General features: G+C 51.4%; 15 protein-coding genes, 1 riboswitch and 1 other annotated feature. Of the genes, 10 read left to right on the forward strand and 5 right to left on the reverse strand.

The window, feature by feature from the left end; translation table 11 throughout:
• Positions 1-28 precede the first annotated feature (28 nt).
• The 6 genes from JOD01_RS00385 to JOD01_RS00410 all read left to right on the forward strand — a co-directional run bounded on the left by JOD01_RS00385 (position 29) and on the right by JOD01_RS00410 (position 6,347).
• A complete protein-coding gene (locus tag JOD01_RS00385) occupies positions 29-1,570 on the forward strand; it encodes a solute symporter family protein (protein WP_204516244.1) in 1,542 nt (513 codons plus the stop codon).
• A 267-nt stretch (positions 1,571-1,837) separates the two neighbouring features.
• A complete protein-coding gene (gene zwf / locus JOD01_RS00390) occupies positions 1,838-3,349 on the forward strand; it encodes a glucose-6-phosphate dehydrogenase (RefSeq protein WP_204516795.1) in 1,512 nt (503 codons plus the stop codon).
• 14 nt (positions 3,350-3,363) lie between these two features.
• Positions 3,364-3,996: a cyclase family protein gene (locus JOD01_RS00395; protein ID WP_204516245.1), complete on the forward strand. Its 633-nt coding sequence runs from the start codon at positions 3,364-3,366 to the stop codon at positions 3,994-3,996.
• A 68-nt stretch (positions 3,997-4,064) separates the two neighbouring features.
• Positions 4,065-4,964 carry a phosphogluconate dehydrogenase (NAD(+)-dependent, decarboxylating) gene (gene gnd, locus JOD01_RS00400; protein WP_204516796.1) on the forward strand — a complete coding sequence of 300 codons (900 nt, stop codon included), beginning with the start codon at positions 4,065-4,067 and terminating at the stop codon, positions 4,962-4,964.
• A gap of 51 nt (positions 4,965-5,015) precedes the next feature.
• Positions 5,016-5,876 (forward strand): deoxyribonuclease IV, encoded by an 861-nt coding sequence (locus tag JOD01_RS00405; RefSeq protein WP_204516246.1) that lies wholly within the window; start codon positions 5,016-5,018, stop codon positions 5,874-5,876.
• Positions 5,877-5,936: 60 nt separating this feature from the next.
• The gene (locus JOD01_RS00410; protein WP_204516247.1) at positions 5,937-6,347 is read left to right on the forward strand and encodes a hypothetical protein; all 411 of its coding nucleotides are present in this window, start codon (positions 5,937-5,939) and stop codon (positions 6,345-6,347) included.
• Positions 6,348-6,377: 30 nt separating this feature from the next.
• Here the strand turns inward: JOD01_RS00410 and argS are convergent, their stop codons facing one another.
• The 3 genes from argS to JOD01_RS00425 all read right to left on the reverse strand — a co-directional run bounded on the left by argS (position 6,378) and on the right by JOD01_RS00425 (position 9,137).
• Positions 6,378-8,090, reverse strand: coding sequence for an arginine--tRNA ligase (argS, locus tag JOD01_RS00415; RefSeq protein ID WP_204516248.1), 1,713 nt, complete (start codon positions 8,088-8,090; stop codon positions 6,378-6,380).
• 47 nt (positions 8,091-8,137) lie between these two features.
• Positions 8,138-8,370 (reverse strand) — a binding site (T-box leader).
• A gap of 32 nt (positions 8,371-8,402) precedes the next feature.
• Positions 8,403-8,885: a hypothetical protein gene (locus tag JOD01_RS00420; protein ID WP_338028497.1), complete on the reverse strand. Its 483-nt coding sequence runs from the start codon at positions 8,883-8,885 to the stop codon at positions 8,403-8,405.
• 150 nt (positions 8,886-9,035) lie between these two features.
• A complete protein-coding gene (locus JOD01_RS00425; RefSeq protein ID WP_204516249.1) occupies positions 9,036-9,137 on the reverse strand; it encodes a YjcZ family sporulation protein in 102 nt (33 codons plus the stop codon).
• A 189-nt stretch (positions 9,138-9,326) separates the two neighbouring features.
• A riboswitch (SAM riboswitch) is annotated at positions 9,327-9,426 on the forward strand.
• A 99-nt stretch (positions 9,427-9,525) separates the two neighbouring features.
• Between JOD01_RS00425 and JOD01_RS00430 the strand changes: the two genes are divergently transcribed.
• On the forward strand, positions 9,526-11,385 hold the full coding sequence (locus JOD01_RS00430) for a bifunctional homocysteine S-methyltransferase/methylenetetrahydrofolate reductase (protein WP_204516250.1): 1,860 nt from the start codon (positions 9,526-9,528) through the stop codon (positions 11,383-11,385).
• 44 nt (positions 11,386-11,429) lie between these two features.
• On the opposite strand, the gene JOD01_RS00435 is transcribed toward JOD01_RS00430, so the two are convergent.
• Positions 11,430-12,005, reverse strand: coding sequence for a mismatch-specific DNA-glycosylase (locus JOD01_RS00435; RefSeq protein WP_204516251.1), 576 nt, complete (start codon positions 12,003-12,005; stop codon positions 11,430-11,432).
• A gap of 171 nt (positions 12,006-12,176) precedes the next feature.
• On the opposite strand from JOD01_RS00435, the gene JOD01_RS00440 reads away from it, so the two are divergent.
• The 3 genes from JOD01_RS00440 to JOD01_RS00450 all read left to right on the forward strand — a co-directional run bounded on the left by JOD01_RS00440 (position 12,177) and on the right by JOD01_RS00450 (position 16,311).
• Entirely contained in the window at positions 12,177-13,280 is a 1,104-nt protein-coding gene (locus JOD01_RS00440; protein WP_204516252.1) for a GerAB/ArcD/ProY family transporter, read from the forward strand.
• Positions 13,281-13,576: 296 nt separating this feature from the next.
• Positions 13,577-15,175, forward strand: a complete 1,599-nt coding sequence (locus JOD01_RS00445) for a spore germination protein (protein WP_239565101.1) — start codon at positions 13,577-13,579, stop codon at positions 15,173-15,175.
• Positions 15,172-16,311 (forward strand): Ger(x)C family spore germination protein, encoded by a 1,140-nt coding sequence (locus tag JOD01_RS00450; RefSeq protein WP_204516253.1) that lies wholly within the window; start codon positions 15,172-15,174, stop codon positions 16,309-16,311. Before JOD01_RS00445 ends, JOD01_RS00450 begins: the two co-directional genes overlap by 4 nt.
• A 118-nt stretch (positions 16,312-16,429) precedes the next feature.
• On the opposite strand, the gene JOD01_RS00455 is transcribed toward JOD01_RS00450, so the two are convergent.
• The gene (locus JOD01_RS00455) at positions 16,430-17,950 is read right to left on the reverse strand and encodes a carboxypeptidase M32 (protein ID WP_204516254.1); all 1,521 of its coding nucleotides are present in this window, start codon (positions 17,948-17,950) and stop codon (positions 16,430-16,432) included.
• Positions 17,951-18,112: the final 162 nt, after the last annotated feature.

The following is an 18,112-nucleotide window of genomic DNA, read 5'->3' on the forward strand; positions in this document are numbered from 1 at the left end:
TGGGTCATGGGGGAAAGGGGACCGTTGTATGAACATAACCGTGATTGTTTTTTTTCTCGCGGTTGTCGTCGGGACGCTGGCGATAACGTATTCGGCCGCCAAACGAACGAGTAAACCGCTGGACTTTTATGCCGCCGGCAACCGCTTAACCGGTATGCAAAATGGCTGGGCGATCGCCGGCGATTATATGAGCGCGGCTTCCTTTCTCGGAATCACCGGAGCGATTGCCAGCTATGGGTTTGACGGCTTTTTTTACTCCATCGGCTTTCTCGTCTCCTACCTGGTCATCCTGCTGACGGTGGCTGAACCGCTGCACAATCTGGGCCAATACACGTTGGCCGATTCGATTGCCATCCGTTTTCCCGGATCGCTGTTGCGAAGCACAGTCGCGGCAAGTACGCTCTCGATCACGATTTTTTACATGATTGCCCAGCTGGTCGGAGCCGGAGCACTCATTCATCTGCTGCTTGATCTCGATTATCGCGTCGCGGTGTTGCTGGTCGGGACGCTGATGACCAGTTACGTCGTGTTCGGCGGGATGGTAGCCACCTCATGGGTGCAGATCATCAAAGCGATACTACTGTTGAGCGGCACCTTGATCGTCAGTTTGATTGTGCTGGCACGCTTCGACTGGAGTGTGCTGAAGATGTTTGAACATGTGAAGCAAATTACGCCGCTGCTGGACAATTACTTGAATCCCGGCAACCAGTTTGTTAATCCGCTGGACACCATTTCCCTGCATCTGGCCTTGATCATGGGCACGGCCGGTCTGCCGCATATCCTGATCAGGCTGTTTACGGTAAGAAGCGCGGTGCAGGCGCGCCGTTCCATCTTGACGGCTACCTGGCTGATCAGCGTCTTTTATATTATGACGGTGTTTTTGGGATTCGGTGCCAGTTCATTTGTCGGATGGCAACACTTGCAGCAATCTGGCTATGGCGGCAACTTGACTTTGCCTTTGCTTTCCTATGCGCTGGGCGGCGATTTTTTGATGGCCTATATTTCAGCCGTTGCGTTTGCCACCATTTTGGCCGTCGTGACTGGATTGGTGCTGTCGGCTTCCTCGGCGTTTGCCCATGATTTGTACAGCCATATCTTGCGGAAAGGGGGCGCTTCTGAACGCGAACAGCTGGTTGCGGCCAAATCAGCCTCACTCGTCGTCGGCGCGATCTCCACCTTAATCGCCATACATGCGGAAAATATGAATGTTGCCATTCTGGTCGCGCTAACGTTTGCCGTCGCTGCTTCCGCAAATTTGCCGCTGATCTTGTTTACGCTTTATTGGCGGCGGTTTACCGAGACAGGCGCGATTGCCGGTGTGGTGACGGGTATGCTGTCTGCCGTTATCCTGGTGGTCGTTGGTCCGCATGTGATGAATCCGCTGAACGGGATGATCAAACTGGCGCCTTGGTTCCCGCTGTCCAATCCGGGGATCGTTTCTATCCCGTTAGGTTTTCTCGGCGGAATTGTCGGCACACTGGTTACCTTCCGCAAGGCGGATCAGCAAAGCTACGAAGCCTTGCTTGTGCGTGCGCATACGGGGGTAAAGGGGCACCCGAACCGCTGGTAGGCGCCAGTCTATCATTTATTGGCAGCGGCGTTTGCTGGTGTCAGGCCGCATAGCTTTGTGTGCAGAAGGAAGAATACCAAGTAGAATGTCAGGATAGAAGGTGTAAAACCGGCAGCTTTTTGGCCAATCCAATCTTGATTAGCCTGTAAAACTGCGAGATAATAAAGTGTCCAATACCGGAAAAATTTAACGAAAAAATAGCCAGACAGTTTTGTGATAGGAGTGTATGCAGTGTCTACACGTCAACAAGCGTTGAACCCATTTGTCATGGTCATGTTTGGAGCGACGGGGGATTTGGCCAAACGCAAATTGTACGCCGCCCTGTACAGCCTGTACCGCAATAAGTTGCTGCATGAAAAGTTTGCGGTAATCGGCGTTGGCCGCTCTTCCAAGGAACCGGATGCCTTTCATACATATATTCGGGAGTGCGTAGACCAGTTTGGCCGCCTCAAGGTGGAGGATGAACACGATTGGCGTAAGTTCATTGAGCATTTTGCATACGCCAGAGTGGATGTCAGCAAACCGGAAGATTACCAGATCTTGCGGCAAGCGGTGGAAAGCCAAGAAAAGAAATGGGGCATCGCGGGCAACCGCCTGTTTTACATGGCCATCGCTCCGGAGTTGTTCGGAATGGTTTCAACCAATCTGAAAAATGGCGGATTGACGCAAACTTCCGGATGGAAGCGCCTCGTCATCGAGAAGCCGTTCGGCAAAGACTATTTGTCAGCCAAAGCATTAAATGAAGAGATTGAACAAACATTCAGCGAAGAGGAAATTTACCGGATCGACCACTATCTGGGCAAGGAAATGGTGCAAAATATCGAAGTGATCCGTTTTGCCAACTCGCTGTTTGAACCGCTGTGGAACAATAATTTTATTAAAAACATTCAGATCACGGCCAGTGAAACGGTTGGCGTGGAGGAGCGGGCCGCTTATTACGAGCATGCGGGCGCGCTTCGCGACATGGTGCAGAACCATATGCTGCAAATGCTGATGATGGTCTGCATGGAGCCGCCCAGCGCTTTAAATATGGAAGCGATTCGCGATGAAAAAGTAAAGGTGCTTCGCTCGCTCCGCCGTTATCAGGTTGAGGAAGTGGACAACTACTTTGTGCGCGGTCAGTACGCCGAAGGGACGATCAACGGACAGCCGGTGCCCGGTTATCGCCAGGAACACAATGTCGCCCCGGAATCAGCGACGGAAACGTTTGTCGCCGGCAAGCTGTTTATTGACAACTTCCGCTGGGCTGGAGTCCCGATTTTCATTCGTACGGGCAAACGCATGGCCAAGAAAATGACCGAGATCGTGATCGAGTTCAAGGAAATGCCAAAGTATCTTTACTTCAACCGGGAAGGCAATCTTAATCCGAACTTGCTGGTTATCCGCATCAATCCGGATGAAGGGCTTTCGCTGATCTTGAATGCCAAGCGGCCGGGAACCGAGGATGATGTCTCCCCGATTGAACTGGAATTTTGCAACAACTGCGGCAAAGAATCGCCGGAAGCATACGAGCGTCTGTTTTATGATGCGATCGAAGGGGATTCTACTTTCTTCACCCGTTGGGATGAAGTGGCGCTCGCCTGGAAGTTTGTTGATCCGATTCGGCAGGCATGGGATAAGGCAGCAGCCGACACGTTGTTTTCTTATCAGGCAGGCAGTTGGGGCCCGCTTGAAGTCGAACGCTTGCTTGCTCCTCACGGGGCGCACTGGTGGCAAGTACAAACAGGACGGGAGCAGCTGAATGCCGCCGCGGACAAGCAGGTGAAAGTATTGACCTGAGGGGGAAATTAGGGATGTATAAGGTATATGATGTCTCAGCGGCGATTCACGCCGACATGGCTGTTTATAAAAACAAGCCGGAGAAGAAGCCGCAAATCCGCGTTGTCCAAGATTTTGACACGGCGGCAGCGCGCGAATCCCGGGCTGACCTTGACATGCACACCGGCACGCATGTAGACTCGCCGCTGCACATGGTTCCAGGGGGCGGAACCGTGGCGACATTGCCGCTGGATAAGCTGGTCGGACCGTGCCGCGTGCTCGATCTCACCCACGTCCAAGGAGGCATTACGCGCAATGATTTGCAGGGTCTGCAAATGGAAAAAGACGAGATCCTCGTGTTGAAAACAAAAAATTCGTTGGTTGATCATTTTGATCCCGACTTTGTTTATCTTGCTGAGGATGGCGCCAAATATTTGGCGGAGATCGGCATTCGCAGCGTCGCGATCGACGCCTTGGGGATCGAGCGCAGCCAGCCTGGACATCCAACGCATAAAACTTTGTTTGAAGCAGGCATCGTCATTTTTGAAGGACTGCGATTGGCGGAAGTCCCCGCCGGCAACTATTTTTTTGTCGGCGCGCCGATTAAACTGCTGGAAACGGAAGCGGCTCCGGCACGCGTCCTGTTGTTTGAAGGATTGTCCTATTGAGGGACGGCAAAGCCATAGCGATTGGCTGAATGATCAAGGAGTGGAGAGTGGAACATATGGCGCAAAAGTTGAAGCTGGGAATGATTGGTTTAGGGAAAATGGGCTACAACCTGACGTTAAATCTGTTGGAACATGGACATAGCGTTGTCGCCAATGATGTGAACGAACAGGCGGTCAAGGAATTGGCGGAAAAAGGGGCTGTACCCGCTTTACGGATCGAAGAATTGGTGCAAAAGCTGGAAACGCCGCGAATTGTTTGGGTGATGGTACCTGCCGGAAACATTACCGATTCGGTCATCAAGCAGTTGGTTGACTTGCTGAGCCCGGGAGATATCATCATCGAAGGCGGCAATTCCCATTACAAAGATTCGCTCAGCCGTGCGGAAACTTGCAAGGCGAAAGGCATTCATTTCTTTGACTGCGGAACTTCCGGCGGGATGGAAGGAGCGCGCCACGGCGGCTGTTTCATGATCGGCGGGGATAAAGAAGTGTGGCCGACCATCGAACCGCTGTTTCAAGATCTGGCGGTGGAGCAGGGATACCTTTACACAGGCGAAAGCGGCAGCGGCCATTTCCTCAAAATGGTGCACAACGGGATTGAATACGGGATGATGCAAGCGATTGCCGAAGGCTTTGAAGTGTTGGACAAAAGTCGGTTTGATTACGATTATGAGGCGGTTGCTCGCGTGTTTGGCCACGGGTCGGTCATTCGCGGATGGCTCATTGAATTGACGGAACGAGCTTTTGCCAAAGATCCGAAACTGGAAAGTATCAAAGGCGTCATGCAATCGTCCGGTGAAGGAAAATGGACCGTGGAAGAAGCGCTTGATCTGCAGGCGAATGTGCCCGTAATCGCACTTTCTTTGCTCATGCGCTACCGTTCGCTGGAGTCCGATACGTTCCATGGCAAAGTTGTGGCTGCGCTGCGCAATGAATTTGGCGGTCACGCCGTAGTCAAAGCGGACTAAAGCAAAACGATTCGGGCGGTCGCTGACTCTTTATGACGGAGGGCGGTATCTATGTTGCTGGGGTGTCATGTCAGCATTCGCGAAGGCTATTTGGGGGCGGCCAAGCACGCTCGGCAAATCGGGGCGACCGCCTTTCAATACTTTCCCAAAAATCCGCGCAGCTTGAGCGTCAAGCGGCTGGATCAAAGCGATGCCGAGGCTTGTCGGCAATATTGCCAACAGTACGGGCTCGTCTCGATCGCCCACACGCCCTATCCGACCAACCTGGCGATTGACGACCCTGATCTGTATCGGCTGACGGTGGAATCATTGCGCAATGACTTGGCCATCGCCAACGCTTGCGGCTCATTGGGGATTGTCGTTCATTTCGGCCAATACAAGCAATGGGAAACGGAGCCTTTGCGCGGTTATCAGCGGATGATTAAGATGCTGAACGAGGTGCTCGGCGACTGGCAAGGGGAGACACTCTTGCTCATCGAAAACAATGCGGGGCAAGGGAATCGGATGGGCAGCACCCTGGAAGAACTGGCGCAAGTGAGGAGTTTGCTGGCTTGTCCCGAAAAAGTCGGGTTTTGTCTGGATACTTGCCACGCCTTTGCCAGTGGACTGTGGAATGGGAGCGATTGGCAGGCGTTTGTTCAGGCGGCCCGCAAACTGGATTATCTCGGCCATGTAAAAGCTGTTCATCTGAACGACTCGATGTTTCCGCATCGCTCATATCGCGATCGGCATGCCAACATCGGCAAAGGCTATATTCCTCCTTCAGGATTTGCCGAACTGTTTGCGACACCGGAATTTCGCGACATTCCGTTTGTCCTGGAAACGCCAACAGCTCAAGATACCTCTCATCAGAGCGAACTAATGTGGATTCAACAACAGTTCTTTGCCGAGCCGGAAGCGGCGATGGACTGAACAGAAGGTTTGTTTGCCTGTTTGATCCGGGCAAGATTAACAACGAGGAGCGTACCCTGCATGAAACGAACGATTAAAGTGACGATCCGCGATTTTTCCAAACTGGAGGAAAATCTGAACGATCCGAATGAATTGAAGCTGTATGAATCAGCCAATGGCCAACTGTACGAGGCGGAGATCGAACACGATGGCTATGCTGTCATTGATCTGACGGACGAGGATTATATCGAACTGGCTCCGGACGAATATGAGTATATCATCGCCGAATGGACACCTGCCGGCACAGTGGGGGAGATGCGGATCGAAACCAAATCAGATCCCGCCGATGATGCGGCGTTGTTGTACCGCGGCGTAGACGCAGCGGGCAATGAACTCCAGGCGGCGCAATCTTTGCCGAAAGCGCTCATTGCCGGGTTGGCCAAGACCTGGTTTGGCGATAAAAAAGACAAGAAGAACGGCGTGCCGGAATAGGCATGCCGTTTCTCTTGTCTTTGCTCTTTGTTACATCTCTTCCGGCGCTTGCAAACCGAGCAGACGCAATCCTTCTTTCAGCACAATCACAACAGCATGTACCAATTGCAGGCGTGCGGCTTTCAACTCCGGCTCATCGGCCAAAATGCGGACATTGGCGTAAAATTTGTTGAACTGTTGCGCCAGATCGATTACATATTTGCCGATTTGCGACGGGTCAAACTGTTCCCGCGCTTTGTCAACCACATCCGGGAAGTTGTTCAGTGTGGTAATAATCGCCCATGCTTCCTTGCTGTCAAACGCTTCCGCAGGGAAGGGAGCTTCCGCAGGCTGATAGTTTCCTTTGCGCAAAAGCGAGCAGGCGCGCGCGTGGGTATATTGCACATACGGTCCCGTTTCACCTTCGAACGTAAGCATTTCTTCCCAAGAGAAATTGACATCATTTAAACGGAAGTTTTTCAGATCGTGGAAAATAACAGCGCCAACCCCGACTTGACGGGCGACTTCGTCTTTGTTGACCAGCTGCGGATTTTTTTCCTCGATCACCTTTTTCACATCCGCGATCGCTTGCGCAAACACTTCCTCGAGCAACACGACTTTGCCTTTCCGGGTAGACATCTTTTTGCCATCTTTCAGCATCATGCCAAACGGAATATGGTACATTTCTGTCGCCCAAGCGAAGCCCATTTTTTGCAGCACGCGGAAAAGTTGTTGGAAGTGCAGGCGCTGTTCGTTTCCGACGACATAAAGCGCTTTGGCAAAATCGAACGCTTCGTGACGATAAAGGGCGGCAGCCAAATCACGGGTTGCGTAAAGCGTAGCGCCATCCGACTTTTTGATCAGGCAAGGCGGCAGGTCGAATTCGTCCAGCTGTACAACCATTGCCCCTTCCGATTCGGTGAGCAAATCTTTTTCCTCCAACAGTTGCACAATCCGGTCCATCTTATCGTTATAGAAGGCTTCCCCTTGCACAAAATCAAAGGAGACGCCCATCAACTCGTAAATCTTCGTAAATTCTTTCAACGATTCGTCGCGGAACCACTGCCAGAGACGCTGTGCTTGCGGATCGCCGTCTTCCAGCTTTTTAAACCATTCCCGCCCTTGATCCTCGAGCGCGGGATCTTTTTCCGCTTCTTCATGGAATTGGACATAAAGGCGCAGCAGTTCTTTGATCGGTTCGGCTTTGACTTTTTCTTCGCTGCCCCATTTGAGGTAAGCGACGATCAATTTGCCGAATTGCGTACCCCAATCCCCGATATGATTGATCCGTACCGGCTGGTAACCGTGTTTTTCCATAATGTTGGCGATCGCGTTGCCGATAACGGTGGAACGGAGATGGCCCATGGAAAAAGGCTTCGCGATGTTAGGCGAGGACAGGTCAATCGGCACTTTGCGCCCTTGACCGAGATTGCGGCTGCCGTACGCCTCTTTTTCCTTGGTTACCTTTGTAATGACTTCGGCGGCCACCTGTTGTTGGTCCAGAAACAGATTGACATAGGGGCCGACAGCCGCAGCTTCCCGCAATGGCGCTCCGGAAAGCAACGGGGCCAGTTCACCGGCGATCGCTGGCGGTGCTTTGCGCAACGCTTTGGCTAGTTGAAAGCAAGGGAAGGCGATGTCACCCATTTGCGGATTCGGCGGCGTCTCCAGCATTGCTTGCACTTTTTCTGCGGGGAAATCTGCAACCCCCAACTGATTGATGGCCGCGGCGATTTTTTCGGCGGCTTGTTGTTTGTAGCTCATTGTTCATACATCCTTTCTCAACAAAAAAACCTCTCATCTCTCCATAAGGAAGAGACGAGAGGTGATCATTTACTCCCGCGGTGCCACTCTTCTTGCCTCCGCCACAGGCGAAAGGCCGCTTGACTGCTGTAACGGGCAGTCCCGTCGAACCTTACCAGGCAGTTGCCGTTCAGGTCGCATCTCCGAGGGGCGCTTCCTTATCCGCTCCACGCTGGGCTTCCACCGGCTCCCAGCTCGCTGTCGCTTCACGAATATGTACTTTCCTCATCCACGATTTTTTTTATTATATCGAAAGTGAAAGAAGGGATGCAACTACTTGTCATCCGTTTTTTTCATAATTTCATCCAGATCGGCAAACAATTGCTTGGTCAGCTCTTCCCGTTGCTCCGCTGCCTGCCAGCGTTGCTTGTATTCGAGCAGCTTTTCCAACATGTCCCGTTCGGCTGCGGCCGCCTTTTCCAAATCATGATTTTCGCTGGGATCGAACAACATCAAACGTCCGTCTGTGCCGCTGCGGTAGTAAACCGATCGCCAATGATCGGGAAACCGGTAAGGCTGTTCGCCGAAGACCAAGCCCAGCACATCGTCGGCTTCCAGCGGAAGGAATTGTTCATAGTCAAATCGTGTTCCCCCAGCCGATACCTGGATATGAAAGAAGGAGTAGCGGAGATAGTGTTGACCGCTCTCTTTATCCTTGACAATCGAGTATGTTTCAAAATCGGTTGTTTCCAGCATCTTAACCGTTTGCAAACGGGAGAGAAACTCTGTTACGTTGCCTGGAAGTTCATTTGGCACGACCGTTCGCCCCTTTATTTTTTGAAGTATTCCCATGATAACAAAACTGCCGGTTGCTGACAATCGCCGGAAAACACCGGGGAATAAAGCTAAAGAGCCTGTGAACAGGCCCTCTAGCTTAGCTTTTGTCAGCGGGCTAAGGTTTGCCCATTAACAATCTTCGGTCGCACCCACGATCACCAACAGGATAAACAGAACGAGCACCAGGGCGAAATTATCGCAAAAGAAGTTACCGGAGTAAGATGTACTCACGTTTGTTTTCCCTCCTTTCAGTTATGCTATAGTCTATACGCAGCGATAATTTTTGGACTGGGCGGATGCCCCAATCCGCCAAAATTAGGCGAAATTGCAAGGAAAATTATGGATTGACTGGAAAGATAAGTGGTGATACGATACTTTCAAACAAACTCATCGGGAAAAACAAGTTCATAAAAGCAACAACTCTTATCAAGAGAGGTGGAGGGACTGGCCCTACGAAGCCTCGGCAACCGATATTGCAGGTGCCAAATCCAGCAAAGCGAACAGCTTTGAAAGATAAGAGGATCTGGCGGATCGCAGGCAAATCCTCTTCTTTCGGGAAGAGGTTTTTTTATTCAGACGGTTGCCGCGCAAGAGTTGTGAAGCAGGGAAGGGGAAGCAGATGGACAAAAAGCTGGATTTGCGTGCATGTTTGCAAGACAATTTGCTCGTCGGCGATGGGGCGATGGCGACCCAACTGTATCAATTGGGCGTACCGATCGGCGTCAGCTTTGAAGAATTGTGCCTATCCAATCCCAAACTGGTTTATCAAGTGCATCGAGCTTACTATGAAGCTGGAGCACGCCTGTTGGAAACGAATACCTTTGCCGCCAACCGGGACAACTTGAGCCGCTACGGATTAGAAAGCAAGGTGACGCGCATCAATCGCGAAGCGGTGACGATTGCCCGAAAAGCGGCGGGGACAGACGCTTATGTGGTCGGCAGCATCGGTTCGATCATCGCCGGACGTGTACGGACGAAACTGTCGGGAGATCTGCGCGATCAGTTCGAAGAGCAAGCAATCGCCCTGCTGCATGCCGGAGTCGATGGGTTGATGCTGGAGACGTTTCTCGATCTGGAGGAAATTCTGCTAGCGCTGGACACGATTCGTCCCTTGACTGACTTGCCGATCATCGGGCAGTTGGCCACCCTGGAAGTGGGCAGGACGCGGGATGGTTATACGCTGACCGAAGCGTTTTGCCAGATGCAAGAAGCGGGGGCTGACATCATCGGTTTGAACTGTCGCCTGGGACCGGCGGAGATGCTGCGGTCATTTGAACAAACCGTTACGCCGGAGAACGTGATCTTGTCTGTATTTGCCAATGCCGGCCGGCTGGGCTTGCACGATGGAGCTTATGCCTATAAATCGACACCGGACTACTTTGCGGAAACTGCCTTGCAATTGCGCGAATTGGGGGTTCGTTTGATTGGCGGCTGTTGCGGGACGACACCGGCCCATGTGCGACAAATTTCTCAGGCGTTAGCCGGGTTGCCGCCGCTTCCCCGCATCAATCCGCAACCGCTGCCAGAGCAGCAGCCTGTCGCGGTGCAAGCGGTCAAGGAACGGCATCAGCCGAGTATTGTCGAGCAAGTCAAACATGGCTATACCGTTCTGGTTGAGTTTGATCCTCCCAAAGATTTGGAAGTGGAACAGTTTTTGCATGGTTGTTGCGAATTGCACAAAGCGGGAGCGGATGCGATAACATTGGCGGACAATTCGCTGGCCAACGTCCGGATGAGCAACATGGCGCTGGCAGCGATTATGAAAAGCAAATACGGGATCGATCCGCTCGTCCATCTCACTTGCCGCGATCGCAATCTAATCGGCCAGCAATCCCACCTGATGGGGCTATACGCATTGGGCGTCGACCAGGTGTTGGTCGTCACGGGCGATCCGTCGCGTTTTGGCGATTTGCCAGGGGCCAGTTCTGTCTTTGATGTGACCTCTTTTGAATTGATCCGCATGGTCAAGCAGTTGAACGAGGGAATTTCCTTTTCCGGGAGACCTTTAAAACAAAAGGCGCAGTTCATTGTCGGCACCGCCTTTAATCCGCATGTGCGGCAGATTGAGGCGGCGGTCAGCAGGTTGGAGAAAAAAGTGGAAGCGGGCGCTGATTTTATTATGACCCAGCCCGTATATGACGTGGAAACGCTCAAACTGATTCATCAAGCGACTCGGCATATTCCGATTCCGCTGTTTATCGGGATTATGCCGTTGACAAGTTATCGCAATGCGCAGTTTTTACACCATGAAGTGCCCGGTATCAAACTGTCGCCAGCCGCGCTGGAGCGGATGAGACAGGTGCAGGGCGAAGCGGCCCGCCGGGAAGGATTGGCGCTCGCGAAAGAACTGCTGGATGTGGCCATTCAATATTTTCAGGGGCTCTATCTGATAACCCCGTTTCATTATTACGAAATGAGTGTCGAGTTGCTGCAATATATCCGGCAACGCACCGCCTTGAACCAGGCGGCCAACGGTTAAGCCGCGCATAGCTCCATCCCCATGCTGCCAAAGGCAACGTGGGGCTATTTTTTTGTCTGCAACGGATGCCAGCCTTTTTCGCGGAGCACGTCGCTTAATGATTGAAACATGGCCAGCCGCTGTTCACGCGTGTAGGCGGCGTTGGCACCGCTGGTCGAAGGGATCACGAAGACGAAACTGCCCGGCCACTCTTCCGTCCCGAAGTATGTTCCCGTTTGCAAGCCCAAGGTTACGGTTCCCCGCTTTGTGCCGGTTGCATGGCGGAAAGCGGTGATGCCATTAAAGCAGATGAGCCGCGGTCGATACGTTTGGACAAGTTGGACAAAATCGGCTGCCCCCTGAGCAAAATCGGTTTTGTGCAAATCGCCGGAGGATAATGTCGGACGGGCAACCAAATCGGTGATTCCGTATCCCAACTCAAGCAATTGCGCCGTTTCTTCCGGGCGAAACTGGCGGGGGGTCAGACCTCCTGCGTACAAACCGCGCCAAAACAGATTGGCCGGATTGGCATAATGATACCCCGCGGTTGCAGAGATTCGCCCTGGGTTGATTCCGCAAAAAAGCACAACCAGATCTCGTTTCACATAAGTCGGCAACCATCTCTCGGTAAACTTTTCCATCCTAATCTCCTCCTTGCGGGAAACAGCCCAACGACATTATACCCAAGCCATGAGCAACATGGCGAGCCTGACAAACATACAAAAAATCATGCAAGTGCTCCCCAAGCAGGAATGATTTTCAGGGAAGGAGGAAAACTAAGGCAGCCAAACAATGGGAAGCAGGAGTCGCTTATGAAACATTTGATTGAAAAAATATCGTTGTGGCAGTTATTTACCCTCATCGTCAATTTTGAATTAGGCAGCGCAATCGTCGTAGGGATTGCTCCAGAAGCAAAGCAGGCTTCCTGGATAGCCACGCTCGTCGCCGGTGCATTCGGATTGGTGTTTGTCTTCTTCTACCACGGATTGATTCATTTATCCGGAAAGGAAGACTTGTTCCAAATTATGGAGAGTCTGTGGGGACGCGCCATTCTTGTTTTTTTCGGTTCGCTTTACGTGATGTACTTCTTTTATTTGGCCGCCCGGGTACTGCGGGATTTTTGCGAGTTGATCGTAACAGCCATTTTGCCCAACACGCCGATTGAGGTTATCTCGATTACATTCATGCTGATGATTGGGTATCTGATTTATTTGGGACTGGAAGTGGTCTCCCGTACCTCCGAGATCTTTAGTCCTTATTTGTTGATCTTTTTGATCATTATTGCCCTGATGCTCGTTTTGACCGGACGAATGGAATGGGTCAATCTCCTGCCGTTGCTGCCGGAAGGAGTGCAGCCCGTCCTTTCGGCATTGTTTCCGTCGCTGATCACCTTCCCTTTTGGGGAGTTGGTGGTGTTTACGGTCGTGTTCGGCCATGTCAATTTCTTTCGTCAATCTCGGGTTGCAGCGGTTATGGGCATTTTGATCACCACGATTTTGCTGACGATTTCCGAGATGATCAAACTCGCAGCGCTAGGCGTCGATTCGAAACTGAGAGCAAATTTTCCCTTGCTCAGTGCCGTGCGTGAAATCTCTGTGGCCAATTTCATCGAGCGCATCGACGCACTGGTTGTCTTTATCATGATGCTGGGGATCATTGTAAAAGTGAGCCTGTATGTCTTTGCCGGCTTGAAAGGGTTGGAAGCGATCACGCGTCTTCAGTATCGTTCCTTTGTGGTTCCCGTTTGTATGCTGATCACCTTTTTCTCGATTATCAGCGCGGAAAACTACGCAGAGCATATAAAAGAGGGGCTAGAACTTGTTCCGCTCCTCTTGCACATTCCGTTTCAAATCGTCGTCCCCGGGTTCGTGTTGCTCTTTTTGCTCTGGCGCAAATGGAAGACTGCAAGGTCATAGGTGATAGGGATGGTTACATTTTGGTATTTGCTGCTCTTTGTGTTATTGCTTTCTGTGAACATTTTTTTTGATGTTTTGCTCTTTCATGAGTCCGTGGGCAGTATTCTCCGGTTGATCTTCTGGGAGGAAGCGAAAACCGGCAGATCGTTTGTGTTTGTTGCGTTGTTGGTCGGGTTATTAAGTACAATCCGTACCGACTACAAGCGAATACGAGAAAAGCAGAACAAACAACAACAGTCACATTCATAAATGGTTCATCCGTCACTCCATGCTGGAAGGAAAGGAGGAACACCTGCTTGAACATTTTTCGCAATTGGTTTAACCAGAAGCAAAAATATCAACCTACTCCGGCGACGACTTCGTCGGCTTTGCTGCCCAAGCCTGAGGTGTCGGATTTGTTAAGCAAAGGGCTACCCGAAATTGAACAAGAATTACGCCGTATTTTTGGCAACACCCTTGATTTCTATTTGGATCACTTATCGGTGGGAAAACAGCCGGGGCTGATTGTTTATTTGGAAAGTATGGTCAATCCCAAGCTGATTTCTCAGGAAGTCGTCAACAAGCTGACACAAGCCGGGCAAAACTACGAATTGACCAGTGTAGACAAGCTGAAGCAATTTCGTCGGGAACAGTTGGGCGGACTGATGGCGAAGGTCATTATGGACGAGAGCGAAATGGTCCGGGACCTTTTGCTGGGGTATGTGCTGATCATCATTGCCAACGTCGAGGCTGCGCTGGTCATACGGGCAACGACCGAAGAAGGCCGATCCATTACTGAACCGAGTACCCAGACGACGATTCGCGGACCAAAAGAAGGGTTTGTGGAATCGTTGGATACGAATATCACCTTAATTCGCAAAATCTTGCACAATCCCCAATTACGTTTTGAGCGGTATATCGTCGGCAAGGACACACAGACAGCGCTGGCAGTCTGTTTTATCAACGGCATTGCCGATGGGCAGGTCGTTGAGGAAGTTCGCCGCAGAATCAAAGATATCCAAGTGAGCGGGGTTTTTGACTCCGGCAATATCGAGGAATTTATCACAGATAAAACGATCACGCCGTTCCCAACCGTCTATAATACCGAACGCCCCGACAGCGTGGCAGCCAATCTCGTCGAGGGAAAGATCGCGATCATTACGGACGGTACTCCATTTGTCTTGCTTGTGCCTGTAACGTTGCCAGATTTCTTCCAAACGACCGAAGATTATGCCCAACCATTTTTAATGGCGTCTTTTATCCGTGTGATTCGTTATGTAGCCTTTTTAATTTCGCTTGTCCTCCCATCCTTATATTTGGCGGTTATCACCTATCATATTGAACTGATTCCCACTGCTTTGCTGGTCAATTTGATGGCGCAACGGGAAGGGGTGCCGATGCCAGCGGCTGTGGAAGTGCTGGCAATGGAATTGACTTTTGAAATTTTGCGGGAAGCGGGGATTAGAATGCCTCGTGCCGTCGGACAGACGATTTCGATCGTCGGCGCATTGGTGATTGGGCAGGCGGCGGTGGAAGCGGGGATCGTTTCCAACACAATGGTCATCGTCGTCGCCTTGACCGCGATCTCGAACTTTGTCTCTCCCGTGTACAGTTTTTCCGTCTCCTCGCGTTTGCTGCGATTCGTGCTGATTCTGTTTGCTTCGTTTCTCGGTCTTTACGGTGTGCTGTTGGGACTGGTGACGATGGTCGCCCATTTGGCCAGCCTGCGTTCCTTCGGCGTGCCTTACCTCTCGCCGGTTGCGCCGTTGTCTATCGGGGCGCAAAAAGACGTGTTCATCCGACTGCCTATCTTCACATTGAAGACGCGTTCGCCGTTTTCCAAAGTGAAGCGGTTGATCAAGCAGAGAAATTCCCAATCACCTTCTCCGCCGGAAGGAGATGATTTGCTGTCATGAAACGCAAGGTGATGATACTTCTTTTATTGACAAGTCTGTTCTTGACGGGTTGCTGGGATCGTCGCGAACTGAACGAAATCTCGATGGTGAGCGGGATGGCAGTCGAACAGGGAGAAAAGAAAAAATATCGCATGACGGTAGAAGTGATCAATCCAACGGCGGAGCTTAACCCGGCGAAAGGCACCAGTACGACACCCGCGATCACTTACAGCATGGAGGGAGACGCGCTCTCCCAGTTGCGTAATAAAATGGATGTGGGCATGTCCAGAAGAATGGTCTATTCGCATATGCGAATCGTCTATATCGATGAGAAAATCGCCAGGAAAGGATTTTTGGAATTTCTCGATTTCCTGGAGCGGGACAGAGAAATTCGCGATGACTTTTACATGATCGTCGCAAGCGGCGTGCCGGCCAAGGATGCGTTAGCGATTACATACCCGATTCAAAAAGCCCCGTCGTTAAAAGTTCATGCGCAATTGCAAGCGCTGGCGAGAGATTGGGGAGGTTCTCCCGATGTCCGGGAAGCGGATGTGATCAACGCCCTGACGACAGAAGGAATTGAGCCGGTGGCGATCGCGGTGGGCGTGCAGGGAGATGCGGAACAAGGCATGTCCATGGATAACGAAAAGTCGGTCGAACCGAATGCGCTGTTGGTTGTCAAAGGAATGGGCGTCTTTAAAAAAGAGAAGCTGTTGGGATATGTATCCGTAACCGATACCCGCAATTTTATGTGGATTCGCAACAAGCTGCGGTTTACGTCTTTGCTCGTGCCGTACAAAAACAACAAGTTTTTCAGTGTCCGCATCTTTCGCAGCGGCACACGAATAAACGTTGATTACCAACAAGGCAGGCCGGTGATTTCCATCAAAATAAAGGCGGAGGGCCGCATCGATACGGCGCAGTTTAACAGCAAACTGGACGATCCGAAGAGTTATCGGGAACTGGAGAGACAAACCAAAGCGGAGATAGAAAAACAGATTAAGACAACGATTCACACGGTGCAGAAAAAGTTTGCCTCTGATATTTTCGGGTTCGGCTTGATCTTATATCGCCAGAACCCCGAACAATTTGCCCAGGTGAAAAAAATTGGAATGACGAATTTGCCCGAGCGAGAGTACAGGTGGATGTGCTGGTGAAATTGCGGCGCTCCGGCATTCGTGTTCAAAGCTTTATCGACCATTTGAAATAGGCCCACAGCAAACGTCCCATTCGGCAAGCAAGCGAGAGAATTTGCCGAATGGGACTCTTTGTTGACTATAATTGATAGATCGCTTTGTATTTGCTCTCCAAATACTCAACCAGATAGTCGGCATTTGGCGCTTCGCCGGTTATATCGTGCAGCAGTTGCGAGGGACTTTTCAGCTTGCCGTATTGGTGGATGTTTTGGTGCAACCATTCCCGGATGGGGGCAAACTCTCCCCGAGCGATCAATTGCTCATAGCCGCTGATCTGTTTTTTCATGACGGCAGCGATTTGCGCGGCATACATATTGCCGAGCGAATAGGTTGGGAAGTAACCGAAGCTGCCGTCAGACCAGTGGACATCCTGCAGCACTCCTTCCGAATCGGTAGACGGAACCACTCCCAAGTACTCCTTCATTTTTTGGTTCCAGATCGTTGGCAGCTCTCCGACTTCGATCGTTTGCTCAATCAACCCTTTTTCGATTTCATAACGGATCATAATGTGCAGATTGTAGGTAACCTCATCCGCTTCAATCCGGATCAACGAAGGTGTGACTTCGTTGACAGCGTGGTAAAATTGTTTGACGCTGACTCCTGCCAGCTGATCGGGGAAGCGGCGGACTGCTTCCGCGAAGAAATGTTGCCAAAAAGGGAGACTCCGTCCGACCATGTTTTCCCAAAAACGCGATTGCGATTCGTGAATCCCCATCGATGCCCCGTCGCACAGCGGTGTGCCAAACAGCTCCGGATTGATGTTTTGTTCATAGATGGCATGCCCGGCTTCGTGGATACAGCCGAACAACGCCTCGTTCAAATGATCGGGATTAAAGCGTGTGGTGATGCGGACATCGCCGGGAGCGAAGCTGGTACAAAACGGGTGAACGCTGCGATCCAACCGGCCCGCCTGAAAATCATAACCGATCTTTTCCAAGACAAAGCGACTGAACGCTTCTTGCGCGGCTTCCGGATAATGTTTGCCGAGAAAACGGGTGTCCGGTTTGTAGGGAGCTGCAGCGATGGCGTTGACCAGTGACACGGTTTTTTCCCGCAATTGTCGAAAGAGCGGGTCCAATTGAGCGACTGTCATCCCCGGTTCATAGATGTCCAGCAATGTATCGTACTTGTTGTCTTGGTATCCCCAGTATTCAATAAATTCCAATTGAAACTTGACCACTTCTTCCAGATAAGGGCGGAAGGAGGCAAAGTCGTTGGCAGCGCGCGCTTCTTCCCAGACGGCTCCCGATTTGGCCGCGAGCGTCACAAATTTTTGGTAGCGATCGGCAGGAATCTTTTGAAACCGCGCGAGCTCTTTTTGGCATTCCTGAACAGTGCCGCGGGTTATCGCATCGAGTTGCTCCCAAGTGCCCGCCTCTTGCAAGGCAGCCAAATGCTCCGCCAATTCCGGGGAAGTCAGCAGACGGAAATGTTCTCCAGACATGACGCCGATCAATTCGGAACGGGCATCTACGCCTTTGCGCGGGGCTTTTGTTCGCAAGTCCCAATTAAGGATGGCCAGCGCCTGGCTGTAGCTCATCATACGCTTGACATAGTCGCGGAAAGCGGCAGTGCGTTTTTCCAAGGGTGTTTTGTTCATAAATAACCTCCTACCCAGCCATAATTCGAAAGTCCTGCATCCATCTTATAATGACAAGGGTAAATTTTCCAGCTCCTTTTGCCTTGGCTTTGCCACTTTCGCCTTTTCCGTTTTCTCTGTATAATCGTACGTGGTAAGTGTGTGCAGCCGACAGAGGGCATG

The organism is Brevibacillus fulvus (assembly GCF_016908525.1).
GTDB classification, from domain to species: domain Bacteria; phylum Bacillota; class Bacilli; order Brevibacillales; family Brevibacillaceae; genus Brevibacillus_G; species Brevibacillus_G fulvus.

Coding starts and splice junctions, on each gene's coding strand:
- JOD01_RS00385 (WP_204516244.1), top strand. CDS start 29: ATGAACATAACCGTGATTGTTTTTTTTCTCGCGGTTGTCGTCGGGACG.
- zwf (WP_204516795.1), top strand. CDS start 1,838: ATGGTCATGTTTGGAGCGACGGGGGATTTGGCCAAACGCAAATTGTAC.
- JOD01_RS00395 (WP_204516245.1), top strand. CDS start 3,364: ATGTATAAGGTATATGATGTCTCAGCGGCGATTCACGCCGACATGGCT.
- JOD01_RS00405 (WP_204516246.1), top strand. CDS start 5,016: ATGTTGCTGGGGTGTCATGTCAGCATTCGCGAAGGCTATTTGGGGGCG.
- JOD01_RS00410 (WP_204516247.1), top strand. CDS start 5,937: ATGAAACGAACGATTAAAGTGACGATCCGCGATTTTTCCAAACTGGAG.
- argS (WP_204516248.1), bottom strand. CDS start 8,090: ATGAGCTACAAACAACAAGCCGCCGAAAAAATCGCCGCGGCCATCAAT.
- JOD01_RS00430 (WP_204516250.1), top strand. CDS start 9,526: ATGGACAAAAAGCTGGATTTGCGTGCATGTTTGCAAGACAATTTGCTC.
- JOD01_RS00435 (WP_204516251.1), bottom strand. CDS start 12,005: ATGGAAAAGTTTACCGAGAGATGGTTGCCGACTTATGTGAAACGAGAT.
- JOD01_RS00440 (WP_204516252.1), top strand. CDS start 12,177: ATGAAACATTTGATTGAAAAAATATCGTTGTGGCAGTTATTTACCCTC.
- JOD01_RS00450 (WP_204516253.1), top strand. CDS start 15,172: ATGAAACGCAAGGTGATGATACTTCTTTTATTGACAAGTCTGTTCTTG.
- JOD01_RS00455 (WP_204516254.1), bottom strand. CDS start 17,950: ATGAACAAAACACCCTTGGAAAAACGCACTGCCGCTTTCCGCGACTAT.